The sequence below is a fragment of the Cohnella sp. GCM10012308 genome (assembly GCF_042649185.1).
Taxonomy (GTDB): domain Bacteria; phylum Bacillota; class Bacilli; order Paenibacillales; family Paenibacillaceae; genus Cohnella.
This window is the reverse complement of sequence record NZ_JBHRYU010000010.1, coordinates 59,624-74,055: the sequence shown is the minus strand read 5'-3', so window position 1 is coordinate 74,055 and position 14,432 is coordinate 59,624. Positions and strand designations below refer to the sequence as shown.

Here is a 14,432-nt window from a genome sequence, read left to right as displayed (position 1 = left end):
CCGACGGGCGGTCAGTTGGCGCCGTCGCGCCATTCATAAGGCATATGCAGCGCATGCGCCGCGTATTGCAAATAATGCGGCGTCACCGAGAGCGGATCCCTTGCGGGGGCCGCTTTTGTCTGTCCCGCGGCCATCGGCAGCACGAGAGGAACCACGCCTTCGCCTAATGCTAGCGATTGATTTTGGATCGCATTTTGGAGCGTGAAGAAGGCAGCGGCCGCGCGCCGTACGCGATCTAAGGCATTGTCAGGCGGATTACCGGCCGGGAGATTAACGCGCCGGTGTCATGGATTTCCGCGCCGATATCGGTTATGCTGTCGTTGACGAAATGACCGATAGATCTAAAGGCGGGACGCGACATGGACATCCTGAACGAATTGCGGCACATAGATGAACGGAAATTGCTGGAGTGGCTCGACCAATACCGCGCGTACGGCCCGCTTCCGGGTATTTTACTTACCTTTATGAAGTCCTTCGTGCCGCCGCTGCCGACCATTCTCATCGTAGGCGTAAATGCGGCGGTGTACGGACTCTGGCTGGGCTTCCTCTATTCCTGGATCGGCATCGTGCTCGGCTGCCTCGTTACGTTCGCCGTCATCCGCAAAATCGCGGACCGTCCCTATTGGCAACGCTGGGCGGACCGTCCGCGGGTGAGAAAGGGCATGCGCTGGGTGCGCCGCAACGCTTTCAGCTACGTGTTTTTGCTCAGCCTTTTCCCGGTAGGCCCCTTCGTCGTCATCAACATTGCGGCGGCGCTGGCCCGCATGCGATTCCGCTCGTTCCTGGTCGCGATCATACTGGGCAAGGCCGTCATGGTATTCGTGATCTCCTTCATCGGACACGATCCCGCGCAGTTCCTCCGCCATCCGGAGCAAGCGCTGTACGCGCTGCTGTTCGTCGCCGCCACCTGGTGGATCGGACGCTGGGTTGAGACTTATGGGATCAGAAGGACGGAGCGGCGGGAGGGCGGCGCGGTAGAAGAGGAGAGGCTCGCTTAGCGGCGCGCTCCGAGTAATTTTGTTGGTCTGTAAGCGAGAAATGCTGAATTGCTCGATTTGCGCATTAGCGTCCACCATCCACCCTCCTCGGCCTGACTCAAGTAACTGAACGCAAAAACACCGCTCGCTCCGAAGAGTCGAACGGCGTGTGCTTCACGCTGTATCTTATTAATTCTAATATTATGCCGGCCAAGGGGAATTTGTCCAGAAAACTTTTCGCCGCCCACACTGCAACGGTGCTTTTCTCGCTAACAGCTGGAGTTGCTGGGGAGAGATCTCTACGGGACCCGCATCTTACTATCGAAGCTGCTGTTGCCAGTACTTAAAACACTTGAAGGGCTTATGCTGGAGTATGAGATTCTATCTCAAAACGGTGTGAAGCTTTATGCGGATGCCTTCTTTGCGCCGCTGCAGCATGTCTACGAGTGCGAGGGGTTTGTGCCTCACGTGCAGTTGAAGACGAGAGAACGTCACGACTTTGCGCAAAGCAGATTGCGTACGTTCGCTGCAAAGCGTTTTGTCTATGTACCTTTTAGCAGAGACGAGTTGGAGAAGAAAACAGAAGCCTGCAGGCGTTCTTTGTACGAGATTATCGGCGAACAAGCGACTTCTCAGCAGAAGGGCAAGCTGTACTTGCTTCCGATTGTCGAGCGGGAACTTCTCCGGTTTGCGCTTCATGTTTCGAACCGCTTTTCACTGCCGAACGCATGCCAGGCTCTCAACATTGGAGAAACTTCTGCGCGAAAGCACTTGCGTTCATTATATGAAAAGCAACTGCTTCGTCCTATTGGAAACGGTGATCGGCGTCATCATTATTATCAAATCACGGACGAGGGCCGGGCATGCTTTTACTGACTCGTAAAGAAAACCCCAACCCCGCACCGGCGGGATCGGAGTCTCTGCAATCAATCCTGCAGCCTGCCGCGCGCCCAGACGCCGCGCAGCTCAAGCGCTTCGTCCAGCAGGAGCACGTCCGCGCGTTTGCCGGCTTCGAGCGAGCCGGTGACGCCGCCGAGCCCGAGCTGGCGGGCGGGGTTGCCGCTGGCCATGATGCTGGCGGCCGGAATGTCGATGCCGACCTCGCGAACCATGTGGCGGAAGGCGCCGATCATCGTGAGCGTACTGCCCGCGAGGTTGCCGCCGTCCTTCAGGCGGGCGACGCCGCACGTCATGACGACGGGCAAGCCGCCGAGCTCGTAGCCTTCGCCGTCCGGCATGCCTGCAGCCGCCATGGCGTCGGTGACGAGGATGACTTTGCCGTTGCCTTTAGCGCGAGCAAGGACCTTGATCGCGGCATGATGGACGTGATGACCGTCCGCGATGACCTCCGCGCTGATCCGGTCGTCGGAGAGCACGGCGCCGACGGTGCCCGGATTGCGATGGTGGAGCGGCGTCATCGCGTTGTACGTATGGACGGCGTGCCGCAGGCCGCGGTCCGCGGCGGCGACGATCTGCTCGTACGTCGCGTCGGTATGTCCGGCCGACGGCACGATGCCGTGCGAAGCCAGCCGCTCTATATAATCGAGCGCGCCGGGCAGCTCGGGCGCCAGCGTCTGCAGCTTGAGGACGCCGGGATAACGCGTGACCCATTCGTCCAGCCAATCAAGCTGCGGCGGTCCGATATAATCCGGGTTTTGCGCGCCTTTCCACTTGAGGCTGACGAACGGGCCTTCGAGATGCACGCCCAGCACCTGCGCGAACGGCATATCGTCAGCCATGTACCGGCTCGCCCGGTCGATCATGGCCGTCAGCTCTTCGCGCGAGGCGGTGAGCGACGTCGCCAGCATGCCGGTCGTCCCGTGCTTCGCGTGGAACCGCGCAATTCCGGCAATGCCCGCCAGCGATTCGTCCGCATCCATGAAGTCATGCCCGCCGCCGCCGTGCACGTGTACGTCGACAAAGCCGGGAAGCGCCCAGCCTCCTGCGCCGTCGACTTGCTCTGCGCCTGCCGCCGCAGCCGGCAGCGGGTCGGAAGGACCGCCGATCGCGGCGATGTCCGCTCCCCGCAGCCAGATCCAGCCGCCGTCCAGGACGCCGCCCGGCGTGACGACGCGCGCGTTCGCGATCAGCGTCCCGCCGACGCCGTCCTGTCCCGCGGGGCCGCTCATGACAGCTGCCTCGCGGCGGCGCGGTCGAGCAGCACCGTGAGACGCGGATGCGTCTGCAGCAGCGAAGCCGGCACGTCCGTCGTGATCGGGCCGGTCAGCGCCCGCTTGGCGATCTCCGCCTTGTCTGCGCCGCGGATGACGAGCAGGATCGTCTTGGCCTTGAGAATGCTGCCGATCCCCATCGTAATCGCCTGCTTCGGCACGTCGTCGATCGAGTCGAAATAGCGGGCGTTCGCCTTGAGCGTCTCTTCGGCGAGCGTCACGACGTGCGTGCCGCGCACGAGGTCGGTATCCGGCTCGTTGAAGCCGATGTGGCCGTTATGTCCGATGCCAAGCAGCTGGAGGTCGATCTGGCCCGAGCGCTCGATCATCTCGTCATAAGCCGCGCATTCGGCGTCCGGATTCGCGGCATTGCCGTTGGGCAGATGCGCGTTGTCCGCAGGGAGGTCGATATGGTCGAACAGGTGTTGGCGCATGTAAGTGTGATAGCTCTCCGGGTGATCCTCAGGCAAGCCGACGTATTCGTCGAGGTTGTAGCTGATGGCGTTGCGGAAGCTCACGAGCCCTTGCTTGTAGTTGCGCACGACCTGCTCGTAGATGCCGACGGGCGTCCCGCCCGTTGCGAGGCCGAGAACAGCCCGCGGATTTGTCTGCACCAGGCTCACAATGATATTCGCGCCCGCTTCGTTCAGCTTTTCGTTGTCGTCAAATACCAACAGATTCATGACGGATTTCTCTCCCTTTTACCTGTATATTGGCGCACGGTCTGGAACGATCGCTCCAGTCTCGGCACATATTCGTTAAAGTGCTCGCTCACGAGACCCGTGAAAAGCACGTCTACCACGTGAAGCTGCGCGATGCGGGAAGCCATGTCGCCCCGGCGCATGCCCGCTTCCGAAGAAGAAGTAAAGAGGCGGATCGATGCGTGCGAGGACAGCGTAGATTGCCCGAAGCGCGTGATGGAAATGGTCGTGGCGCCCCGCTCCGCGGCATAACGCAGCGCGTCGATGATCTCGAGCGTTTCTCCCGAGTACGAGATGCCGACGGCGACGTCCCGTTCGGTCAGCGAGGCTGCGGAGGTCAGCTGCATATGATGGTCGGAGAAGACGGCGGCCGCCTTGCCGATCCGGATCAGCTTGTGAAAAAAGTCTTCCGCGACGAGCCCTGATGTCGCCACGCCGTACAAGTCGATGCGTCCCGCGCCGTGAAGCGCAGAGATCGCGGCGCGCAGCTGCTGCAGGTCGAGCAAGTTGGTCGTATCGGTCAGCGAGCGAACATGGTTTGCCGTGATGGCCGACACGATGTCCGCAAGCGGATTGCCGGCAACGATATCCTGATACTGCCCGACGGCGGGCTGGCTCGCCAGCTCCGCAGCCAGCTTCATCTTAAAGTCTGCGAAGCTCTGGAACTGCATCGCGCGGCAGAAGCGTGACACGGTTGCCGAGCTCGTGCCGGCCCATTCGGCGAGCTTCGAGATCGTCATGCCGACCGCTTCCTGCGGATGCCCGAGCAGCTTCTCCGCCATCTCGCGCTCCTTGGGATGCAGCGTGTCCAGCCGGTCCTCGATCGCTTGCAGGATGCCCATGCGACCTTGCCTCCCTGCACTCAAGAAAATATCTTGCTTATAAATCGGATTATATATGAAAAAAAATTTCTTGTCTATCCATAGTCTGCAGCTATCAACTTGATACTTTATATATATTTCTAACAATAAAACGGCTTTGATAAGCTGTCATTAAATCAAAGTTGTTTACCGAGAGGCGGTCATTCGCATGACAAAGAACCGAACCGACATCGGCCTTAAAACCGAACTGGACGGCAAATTAAAAAACGTGCTGAACGCTCGCACGCTGGCGGATTCGTTCCCGCTCCTCGCCAGGCGAATGAAGCCGGGACTTCGGGTTCTCGATGTCGGCTGCGGGACGGGCGCGATCACGCGAGGCATCGCCGAAGCCGTGGGCCCGCAAGGCATCGCCGTAGGCGTGGACAGCAACGCAGCGCTGATCGCGGAGGCGCGAGCCAGGCACGCCGGCACGCCGGGCCTGACCTTTGACGTCGCGGACGTCTACAGCCTGGCGCCTGTCGGGGCGTTCGACGTCGTCGCCGCGTCACGGCTGCTCGTCTGGCTGCCGGATCCGGCGCTGGCGCTGGCGAGCTTGTCCGGCGCGACCCGGCCGGGCGGCACGTTGCTGATCGCAGACTACAATCACGATAAAATCGAATGGTCGCCGGAGCCGCCCGACAGCATGAAAAAGTTTTACGCGGCTTACTTGAGGTGGCGCTCGGACAAAGGCTTGGACAACGCGGTCGCAGATCGGTTGGCCGACTTGATGAGCGGCGCAGGCTTGCGGGACATCCGCGTTTACGCGCAGCACGAGGAAATAACGCGGGGACAACCGCGCTTTGAGGCAAGCGCTTCTATCTGGGCGGATACGGCGGCAAGCAGGGGGGCCCAGATGGCACGGGACGGATACGGTACGCCGGAAGCATGGGAGCGGGCGGAATCCGAGTACAGACGATGGGTGGCGGATAAGGCCGTCTCGATCAAAATGTATATGCTTGCGGCGGAAGGCTTCAAACCCGATTTATGATCCATCCCCTTGTCCTGGCCGCATCCGCGGCTTCGCCGTTCCCGCAGGAACGGCTTTTTTTTATCATTGTCCCGAAGAAGACGGATTTGAGGGGTGAAAAGTGGAATTCGCCGGGTTGCCCGAATCGGGCCGCAGGTGAAAAATGGAGCCAAGACGGATCGCGCACCGCCCAAACGCGGCCGGAAGCAGACCGTCGGAAACATCGCAGCCGGCGAAAGGAGGAAGCGCATACGTAGTGACGGCGTCGACGAACAGACAGGCATCGCTTGCACGGCATTCATCCATACGATAGAGGAGGAACATGACAAGTGAACTACGCTAAAGCCTGGAAAATCTGCCTGATTGCGCTTTTGACCCTGGCTGCAGCCCTCGGCGGCATCTCGCTCGCGCCGGGCCAAGCTGCTGCGGCGACATCCTTTTCCAATGTGGCCTTGAATACGACGACGCCAGCCGAATACGACAAGCTGGAGATCAAATTCGACCTGAGCTCGACCTATGCCAACCCGTTTAATCCGGACGAAGTCGACGTACGCGCCTACTTCACGACGCCTGGCGGGCAGACCGAGGTCGTGCCGGGCTTCTACAACGCCAACGCATCGCCGAAATGGGCGGTGCGCTACGCGCCCAGGCAAACGGGAAGTTACAGCGTGTACATGAAGGTCACGGACGGCAGCGGCACGGGGACGTCGTCCACGTATACGTTCACGGCGGGCGGACCCGGCGCGAATCGCGGCTTCATGGGCGTGAGCGGCAGCCGGTTCGTCGACAGCTACGGCAAGCAGCTGACGTTGATCGGCACGAACTACGCCTGGGGCGCGCCGTCCGAGATTCTGGCTGCCATGCCGCAGTACAAGGACGCCAAGATGAACGTCATGCGCGTCTGGTACAGCGTCTGGTGGGGCAACTACGCGCCGGAATGGGGACCGACGTCCACGACGCAAAACGGCATTACGATGGCCTACGACGGCGTGGGCAAGTACCAGCTCGAAAACCAGGCGCGCCTGGACACGCTGATGGACACGGCTGCCGCAAACGGCATCTACGTGATGCTGACGATGAACAGCTTCGGCGATTTCTACTACGACTGGCCGCAGAACGCCTATAACGCGGCCAACGGCGGACCGTCCTCCTGGACCGAGAACAACACGGACTTCTGGACGAATCCGACCGCAATCGCTTATCAGAAAAAGCTGCTTCGCTACGTATTCGCGCGATGGGGCTATAGCCGCGCGCTCGGCATGCTCGAGTATTGGAACGAGTCCGACAATCGCGTGGACACGGACGCGACGACGCGCGCCAATTGGCATGCTTCAGTCGACAACTACTGGAAGAGCCTCGACTTCTACAATCATCCGACGACGACCAGCTTCGCCTGGAAGGATCACCAGGAATTCGGCCAGACGACCTGGGAAAATCTGACCACGCTGAACGCGACGAATTATCATCAGTACGACAGCGCTTCGAACGTCATCGACAAGTGGGAAACGGAACTCAAACACTTTAACTCGGCGTTCGGCGGACGGCCGACATTCGTCGGAGAAGCGGGCATCAGCGGCGGAAGCGAGGATCCGAACGACGCCTCGGTGCAGCGCTACGTGCACGACGGCCTCTGGGCGCCGATCTTCCGGGCCGGCGCGGCCGGCGGCAACCTGTGGTGGGAATTCGCGGGCAGCACCGGCTTCAACGTGCCTGCGAACATCAAGGCGCTGCATACCGCGCTCGCAAATTTCGTGCAGCCGGAAGAGCAGTACCTGATCGGGATGCCGTTCACGGATCACGGCGCGCAAGCGAACTCGACCAAGGCGGGGGGCTACAAAAACGCGGACCGCGCACTGCTCTGGGTGAACGACACCCAGTCCAACTACACGGTAGGCAGCCCGCGCACGGTCACGGGGCTGTCCGTTTCGCTGACGGGGATGAACAACGGCACCTATGACATTACGTATTTCAACACGGTGACGGGCACGAATGTCTCCACGACGACGGCCGCCGCATCGGGCGGCACCGTGACGCTAAGCATTCCCTCGTTCACGCGGGATATCGCGGTGAAGGCCGTTCGCCAAGGCAGCACTACGCCGGATACGACGGCGCCGAGCGCCCCGGCGAACCTGGCTTCGCCGTCGAAGACGGAGACCACGGTCAGCCTGACGTGGAGCGCCTCGACGGACAACGTCGGCGTAACGGGCTACGACATCTACCGCGGCGGCTCGCTGATCGGCTCGACGACGGGCGCCGGCTCCACTTCCTATACGGCAACCGGCCTGACGGCCAGCACGGCCTACAGCTTCACGGTCAAAGCAAAGGACGCCGCAGGCAACGTGTCCGCGGCGAGCGGCGCGCTGAGCGTGACGACCTCCGCGCCGGACACGCAGGCGCCGACCGCGCCTACAGGCCTGACTTCGCCGTCCAAGACGGATGTCACCGTCACGCTCTCGTGGACGGCTTCCACCGACAATGTGGGCGTGACCGCCTATGACGTCTATCGCGGCAGCACGCTGGCTGGCTCGACCAGCGGCACGTCCACGACGTTTACGGACACGGGCCTTTCGGCTTCGACCGCTTATTCTTACACGGTGAAGGCGCGCGACGCGAAGGGCAACGTCTCCGCAGCCAGCTCCGCATTGAGCGTTACGACGCTGGCGCCGATCCCGGCGAACCTGCTGGCGAATCCGGGCTTCGAATCGGATGGGGGCGGCCAGCCGGCCAACTGGACCTACGAGCAGAGCTATTACGCCTCGCGCGACACCTCGGTGAAGCGGTCCGGCAACGCTTCGCTCAAGGAATCGAGCACGACCGGTCCGTGGCACGGCGTCTATCAGGACGTGAACGCGGCCTCGGGCTCCTCCTATACGTTCGACGGCTATATTAACATCGCATCCAATACGACGACGGCGGCGAGCGTCAAGCTGCAATTTTTGAACAGCGGCGGCACCGTGCTGGCCGACAATACGGTCGCCTCGTACGCGGCGGGCTCCACGACGACCGGCTTCGCGAATATGCACGGCACGTACACCGCGCCAGCCAACACCGCGAAGGCACGCATCTATATTTACATGACCGACCATCGCGGCACGCTGTACTTTGACGACTTCTCGCTGACCGGCGGCTCTGGCGGCGGCGGTGCGGACACGACGGCGCCGAGCGCGCCGGCAGGATTGAATTCCCCGTCCAAAACGTCGACGAGCGTGAGCCTCTCCTGGACGGCGTCCACGGATAACGTGGGCGTGACGGGCTACGATATTTACCGCGGCACGACGCTGGCCGGCTCCACGACGGGAGCGACGACGTTCACGGCGACGGGCTTGACGGCCGGCACGGCCTACAGCTTCACGGTAAAAGCGAAGGACGCAGCGGGCAACGTCTCCGCGGCGAGCGGCGCGCTGAGCGTGACGACCGACGCGCTTGCCGACACGACGGCGCCGAGCGCGCCGGCAGGATTGAATTCCCCGTCCAAAACGTCGACGAGCGTGAGCCTCTCATGGACGGCGTCCACGGATAACGTGGGCGTGACGGGCTACGATATTTATCGGGGCGCGACGCTTGCGGGATCTACGACGGGCGCAACGACATTTACGGCTACAGGCCTGACTGCCAGTACGGCCTATAGCTTCACGGTGAAGGCGAAGGATGCGGCCGGCAACGTATCGGCGGCGAGCGGAGTAGTGAACGTGACGACCGATGCTGCCGCCGGCGGCACGAATCTGCTGACGAACCCGGGCTTCGAGACCGGCAACGGCAGCGGCAAGCCGGCGACCTGGACGTGCGAGCAGGATTATTACTGCTACAGCGACACGTCGGTCAAACGCTCCGGCAGCGCCTCGCTGCGCGTGGACGGCACGACTTCGCCTTGGTTCGCGATCTATCAAGAGGTAAATGCCAGCGCAGGCACCGCCTATACGATGGATGGCTACGTTAATATCGCTTCGAATTCGGGCACCAGACTGGACTTTAAGGTACAGTTCCTGAATAGCGCGGGCGGCGTTCTCTCCGAGAGCACGGTCGCCACCTACAACAATACGACGACCAGCGGCTTCGCGAACGTGCATGGCGGCGCCTATACCGCACCGGCCAATACGGTCAAAGTACGCGTGTACCTGTATATCACGGGACTGAACGGCACGTTTTACCTGGACGACTTTTCGCTGACATAACCGGTTGATAAAGCGTTCGGCTTGCAAAAATAGAAACGCCCGCCTTCCGCATGCTAGCGGAAAAGCGGGCGTTTTTGCGTATATCGGATATAGCGGATATTGCGGATCTGAGGATACTGCAGGTATTGCGGATATTGCTGATGAGGTAAATTAATAGCTTTTCTTGTAATCCACGATATTTTTCGCAGGCGTTCCTGTCTTCAAATAAGCCTCCAGGTTTTCCACGAACAGATCCGTCATGCGCGCTTTGTACTGCTCCGTCGCGCCGCCGATATGGGGCGTGATGATGACGTTGTCCAGCGTCCACAGCGGATGGTCGGCAGGGAGCGGCTCCGGATCGAAGACGTCGAGTCCGGCGCCGGCGATCGTGCCGTTTTGCAGCGCTTCGGTCAGCGCTTCCGTATCGACCGCGGTTCCGCGTCCAATGTTGATGAAAATCGCGGACGGCTTCATGGCCGCGAACCGCCCGGCGTCGAACAAGCGAACGGTCTCGGCGGTATGCGGCAATACGTTGACGACGACGTCGCTCTCGGCGAGCACGGCGTCCAGCCGTTCCGGCGTATGCATGACTTCGATGTGCGGAGCTGGGCGGCCGCTTCGGCGCAAGCCCAATGTCCGCATGCCGAACGCTTGCGCGATGCGCGCGATCTCCGCGCCGATCTCGCCTGCGCCGATGACGGCAAGCGTACGTCCGCGGAGCTCGCCGTAGCCTTCCGAACGCGCCCATTTGCGCTCCGTTTGATTGCGTACGGCGTGATGCAGCTTGCGAGTGAAGGCCAGCAGCATCGCGAATACCGTCTCGGTCATCTGCACCGGATGGACGCCGCTTGCGGTGGTCAGCACGACGCCGCGCGCTTCGAGCTCGCCAAGGGGCAGATTGTCCACGCCGGCGGAGCCGGTCTGCACCCATTTCAGCTTGCCGGGGTTTCCGGCGCCCCTTTCCCAAGCCGCCTTCCACCAACCGCACAGTACCTCCGCCTCCTCCAACAGGACGGGGTCCAGGTCCGCCGGTCTGCCGAAGATGACGTTGCAGCCGGGCGCCGCGGCTTGAATCCGCCGTTCCTGCTCGGGGTCGAACCCGAATAGGCTGACGATCGTGCGCATATCGATTCCTCCTTCCGATTTCTCCTATTGTACCGCGGCTGGCGGTTTTCCCAAAATAAAAGGACCGAGCCGGCCCTTGCGGGCGGTTCGGTCCGGCGCGAAGGACGCGTGTCGGATCAGGCGTACGGCAGCAGCTTTGCGAGCGATTCGCTGTCTTTCTTGGACAGCTTGACGTAGCCGGTACCGTTTTCCTTCACGAGCTCGTAGGCGTCGGCATTGCCGGCCCATACGTAATAGACATCCGTCTCCCGGTCGCCGGCCAGGGCCGACAGCTTATACGAAGGGGCGGAAGGCATAGAGACGCTCTCCTTCTTTTCCCAGTCGGCATCGCTCAGCAAGGCTTCGACCTTTTTGGCGTTCTGCTCGCTGATTTGCATGAACGGCTTGTACGCGCTGCCCGAAGGCAGGCTGATCAGATAGCCGCGCTCGTCTGCGGCTTCGCCGGCTGAAGCGGCCGGGTCGGACGCAGAGGCGGAAGCGGAAGCCGTAGGAGCGGCATCGGTCGCAGCTGGCGAGCCGGACGCTGTCGCCGTCGCCGTAGCGGACTCGGAAGCAGATTGGGTGGTATCGGGCGATAGTGAAGCGGAGGCTGTCGGGTCCGCGTTTTTATCGTGATTCGCGCAGCCGGCTGCGGCTAACGACACGGATAGGAGCAGCGCTGCAGTCGTGATTCGAAGCTTCATGGCGGTTCTCCCCTTCCGGAACGTGATACCTAATAGACGATTGCCGGACAAAGGAAGTTGCGGGTATGGGAAAAAGAGGAAAATAGGAGGGGCTTGGAGGGGTTCTCGTCTTGCCGCGTGGAAGCAAAGTAGGCTCCTGCCGCACCGGGCGATCATGCTATACTGTTGGTTACATAGAAGAGAAAAAGGAGGCGTTCGCATGTCGGCGATGCCGGTGGATCGGACGATCCCGGATATTAAGGCAGCGCTGCGGGACCGGGGAGGCGCCGTGCTGGTCGCCGCGCCGGGCGCGGGCAAGACGACGCGGGTGCCGATCGCTTTGATGGGAGAGCCGTGGCTTGCGGGACGCAAGATCGTCATGCTGGAGCCTCGGCGCATCGCCGCCCGCAGCGCGGCCGAATACATGGCGGCGGGACTCGGAGAGCGCGCGGGAGAGCGCGTGGGATACCGGGTCCGGATGGATACGAAGGCAGGCCCCAGGACGGTCGTCGAGGTCGTGACCGAGGGCGTGCTCACGCGGATGCTGCAGCAGGACCCGTCGCTCGCGGACGTGGGGCTCGTCATATTCGACGAATTCCACGAGCGGAATTTGAACGGCGATCTCGGGCTGGCGCTCTGTCTGCAGGCGAAAAGCCTGTTCCGCGACGATCTGCGCCTGCTCGTCATGTCCGCCACGCTCGAGCCGGAGCCGGTCGCCGAGCTGCTCGGCGGAGCGCCCGTCATCGAGAGCGCAGGCATCATGTATCCGGTCGAGACCGTGTACCTCGAGCGGCGATCCGACGCGCCGGTCGAACGTCTGGCCACGGAGACGACGGTGCTTGCTCTTGCGCGGCATGACGGCGACGCGCTCGTGTTCCTGCCGGGCTACGCGGAGATCCGCCGCACGGCGGCCGCCCTGTCGGCGCGGCTGCGCGGCGCCGGCGTGGAGATCGCGGCGCTTCACGGCACCATGCCGCCAGGGGAGCAGGATCGCGCGCTCGCGCCGGCCGCCGGCGGCGGCCGCAAGGTCGTGCTCGCGACGCCAGTGGCCGAGTCGAGCCTCACGGTCGAGGGCGTGCGCATCGTCATCGACGGGGGACTGATGCGGGCGCCCCGCTTTTCGCCGCGGACCGGCATGTCGCGGCTCGAGACGGCGCGCATTCCCGTATCGTCCGCCGATCAGCGCCGCGGACGCGCGGGCCGGGTCGCGCCGGGCGTCTGCTACCGGCTGTGGACGGAAGAAGAGCACCGGCAGCTGGCGCCGGCCGGGACGCCGGAGATACGCGAGGCTGACCTTGCGCCGCTGGCGCTGGAGCTGGCCGTATGGGGCGTGTCCGATCCGGCGGAGCTGGATTGGCTGGACGCGCCGCCCGAGGCGGCTTATGCGCAGGCGCGGGAGCTGCTCGCGGCGCTTGGCGCGCTTGGCGCGGACGGCGCGCCGACGCCTCACGGCGCGGCCATGGCCCGCTTCGGCGCGCATCCGCGGCTTGCGCATATGATGCTGCGCGCGCGGCCGCTCGGACTCGGGGCCGATGCCTGCCGGATCGCCGCGCTGCTCGGAGACAGAGACCCGCTGCAGGGCGGCGATGCGGACCTGTCGCTGAGGCTTGCCGCGCTTGCGGCGGGGGACGGGCGCATCGAAGCCGGCCGCAGGGAGCGCCTGCTGGCGGAGGCGCGCCAGTTCGAGGCGCAGCTCAAGTCGGCTGGCGGCGAACTTGCGGGCGCCGCGGCGTTGGCGGGAACCGCTTCGGTCACGAGCGCAGGCTCGGGTGCGGGAACCGTCTCGGGCGCTGGCACCGGCTCCGCTTCGAGAACCGCGGGACGTTCCGCAGAGCAGTCCGCGTACGATTGCGGCTTGCTGTTGGCCTTCGCCTATCCGGACCGGATCGGGAAGCTTCGCGTGGGCGGCAAGTTTACGCTGTCGGGCGGCAGAGGCGCCTACGTGCCCGAGGGGCAGCCGCTTGTCGGCGAAGCCTGGATCGTCGCTGCCGAGCTCGACGATCAGGGAAGCGAAGGGCGGATCCGGCTGGCCGCGCCGCTGCGCGCCGACGATCTCGAGCGGCACTTCGCGGATCTCGTCGCCGAGCGCCGGACGATCGCCTGGGAGTCTGGCGCAGGCGCCGTAAGGGCGCGGCGGACGGTCTATCTTGGCGCGTTGACGCTGCGCGAAGGGCCGATCCCCGATCCGGATCCGGCAGCCGTGACCGAGGCGCTGCTGAGCGGTATCCGGCTTGACGGGCTTGAATTGCTGCCATGGTCCAAGGCGTCCCGTCAATGGCTGGAACGTGCGAGATTCGCGGGTCTTCACGATCCAGCCGGTTGGCCGGATCTATCCGATGCTGCGCTGCTGGACGGGCTGGAAACTTGGCTGGGCCCGTTTGCCGTCGGCATGCGGACCCGAGGGGAGTTGCAGCGTCTGAATATGGCAGAGGCGTTGTCCTCCATGCTCTCTTGGGAGCAAAGGCGGAGGCTGGACGACGAGGCGCCTACGCATGTCGCCGTTCCGAGCGGCTCCCGCCTGCCCGTCGATTACGGCGATCCTGCCGCGCCGGCGCTGCATGCAAGGCTTCAGGAGCTGTTCGGATGGCCTGCATCTCCGCGCATCGCTGGAGGAAGGGTGCCGCTCACGCTGCATCTGCTGTCCCCGGCCCAGCGGCCGGTTCAGGTCACGCGCGATTTGGCCAGCTTTTGGCGGGAGGCTTACTTCGAGGTTCGCAAGGATTTGAAAGGGCGCTATCCCAAGCATTACTGGCCCGACGATCCTTTGCAGGCGCAAGCGACGAGCCGGGCGCGTCCCCGAACATAAGCTCCCTTTATT

The 14,432-nt window shown here is 63.1% G+C and carries 11 protein-coding genes; 5 read left to right on the top strand and 6 right to left on the bottom strand.

Going from position 1 to position 14,432, the window contains the following annotated elements; all coding sequences use genetic code 11:
* Positions 1–11: 11 nt before the first annotated feature.
* Positions 12–143, bottom strand: a complete 132-nt coding sequence (locus ACFOTD_RS13875) for a hypothetical protein (protein WP_378119656.1) — start codon at positions 141–143, stop codon at positions 12–14.
* A 216-nt stretch (positions 144–359) separates the two neighbouring features.
* Between ACFOTD_RS13875 and ACFOTD_RS13870 the strand changes: the two genes are divergently transcribed.
* Together ACFOTD_RS13870 and ACFOTD_RS13865 are read left to right on the top strand one after the other, a co-directional pair.
* Positions 360–998, top strand: a complete 639-nt coding sequence (locus ACFOTD_RS13870) for a TVP38/TMEM64 family protein (protein WP_378119654.1) — start codon at positions 360–362, stop codon at positions 996–998.
* Between the two features lie 342 nt (positions 999–1,340).
* On the top strand, positions 1,341–1,853 hold the full coding sequence (locus ACFOTD_RS13865) for a hypothetical protein (RefSeq protein ID WP_378119652.1): 513 nt from the start codon (positions 1,341–1,343) through the stop codon (positions 1,851–1,853).
* A 50-nt stretch (positions 1,854–1,903) separates the two neighbouring features.
* Here the strand turns inward: ACFOTD_RS13865 and nagA are convergent, their stop codons facing one another.
* The 3 genes from nagA to ACFOTD_RS13850 are packed head-to-tail and all read right to left on the bottom strand — an operon-like array spanning position 1,904 to position 4,691.
* Positions 1,904–3,106, bottom strand: a complete 1,203-nt coding sequence (nagA, locus tag ACFOTD_RS13860) for an N-acetylglucosamine-6-phosphate deacetylase (protein WP_378119650.1) — start codon at positions 3,104–3,106, stop codon at positions 1,904–1,906.
* Positions 3,103–3,831, bottom strand: a complete 729-nt coding sequence (nagB, locus tag ACFOTD_RS13855) for a glucosamine-6-phosphate deaminase (RefSeq protein WP_378119648.1) — start codon at positions 3,829–3,831, stop codon at positions 3,103–3,105. The genes nagA and nagB overlap by 4 nt, the downstream gene beginning before the upstream one ends.
* On the bottom strand, positions 3,828–4,691 hold the full coding sequence (locus tag ACFOTD_RS13850; RefSeq protein WP_378119647.1) for a MurR/RpiR family transcriptional regulator: 864 nt from the start codon (positions 4,689–4,691) through the stop codon (positions 3,828–3,830). Before ACFOTD_RS13850 ends, nagB begins: the two co-directional genes overlap by 4 nt.
* A gap of 187 nt (positions 4,692–4,878) precedes the next feature.
* On the opposite strand from ACFOTD_RS13850, the gene ACFOTD_RS13845 reads away from it, so the two are divergent.
* Complete coding sequence (locus ACFOTD_RS13845) at positions 4,879–5,697, top strand: class I SAM-dependent methyltransferase (RefSeq protein WP_378119645.1); 819 nt, start codon at positions 4,879–4,881, stop codon at positions 5,695–5,697.
* 308 nt (positions 5,698–6,005) lie between these two features.
* Positions 6,006–9,848 carry a fibronectin type III domain-containing protein gene (locus ACFOTD_RS13840; protein WP_378119643.1) on the top strand — a complete coding sequence of 1,281 codons (3,843 nt, stop codon included), beginning with the start codon at positions 6,006–6,008 and terminating at the stop codon, positions 9,846–9,848.
* Positions 9,849–9,998: 150 nt separating this feature from the next.
* Here ACFOTD_RS13840 and ACFOTD_RS13835 read toward each other — a convergent pair whose 3' ends face one another.
* Together ACFOTD_RS13835 and ACFOTD_RS13830 are read right to left on the bottom strand one after the other, a co-directional pair.
* On the bottom strand, positions 9,999–10,952 hold the full coding sequence (locus tag ACFOTD_RS13835; RefSeq protein WP_378119641.1) for a D-2-hydroxyacid dehydrogenase: 954 nt from the start codon (positions 10,950–10,952) through the stop codon (positions 9,999–10,001).
* Between the two features lie 116 nt (positions 10,953–11,068).
* Complete coding sequence (locus ACFOTD_RS13830) at positions 11,069–11,635, bottom strand: hypothetical protein (RefSeq protein WP_378119640.1); 567 nt, start codon at positions 11,633–11,635, stop codon at positions 11,069–11,071.
* Positions 11,636–11,834: 199 nt separating this feature from the next.
* Here ACFOTD_RS13830 and hrpB point away from each other — a divergent pair, with 199 nt between their 5' ends.
* Complete coding sequence (hrpB, locus tag ACFOTD_RS13825; protein WP_378119638.1) at positions 11,835–14,420, top strand: ATP-dependent helicase HrpB; 2,586 nt, start codon at positions 11,835–11,837, stop codon at positions 14,418–14,420.
* The last annotated feature ends 12 nt before the right edge of the window (positions 14,421–14,432 follow it).

What these genes read in the sequence shown, in the direction of transcription:
- ACFOTD_RS13870 (WP_378119654.1), top strand. Translation starts at nt 360, where the DNA reads ATGGACATCCTGAACGAATTGCGGCACATAGATGAACGGAAATTGCTG.
- ACFOTD_RS13865 (WP_378119652.1), top strand. Translation starts at nt 1,341, where the DNA reads ATGCTGGAGTATGAGATTCTATCTCAAAACGGTGTGAAGCTTTATGCG.
- nagA (WP_378119650.1), bottom strand. Translation starts at nt 3,106, where the DNA reads ATGAGCGGCCCCGCGGGACAGGACGGCGTCGGCGGGACGCTGATCGCG.
- ACFOTD_RS13835 (WP_378119641.1), bottom strand. Translation starts at nt 10,952, where the DNA reads ATGCGCACGATCGTCAGCCTATTCGGGTTCGACCCCGAGCAGGAACGG.
- ACFOTD_RS13850 (WP_378119647.1), bottom strand. Translation starts at nt 4,691, where the DNA reads ATGGGCATCCTGCAAGCGATCGAGGACCGGCTGGACACGCTGCATCCC.
- ACFOTD_RS13830 (WP_378119640.1), bottom strand. Translation starts at nt 11,635, where the DNA reads ATGAAGCTTCGAATCACGACTGCAGCGCTGCTCCTATCCGTGTCGTTA.
- nagB (WP_378119648.1), bottom strand. Translation starts at nt 3,831, where the DNA reads ATGAATCTGTTGGTATTTGACGACAACGAAAAGCTGAACGAAGCGGGC.
- hrpB (WP_378119638.1), top strand. Translation starts at nt 11,835, where the DNA reads ATGTCGGCGATGCCGGTGGATCGGACGATCCCGGATATTAAGGCAGCG.
- ACFOTD_RS13845 (WP_378119645.1), top strand. Translation starts at nt 4,879, where the DNA reads ATGACAAAGAACCGAACCGACATCGGCCTTAAAACCGAACTGGACGGC.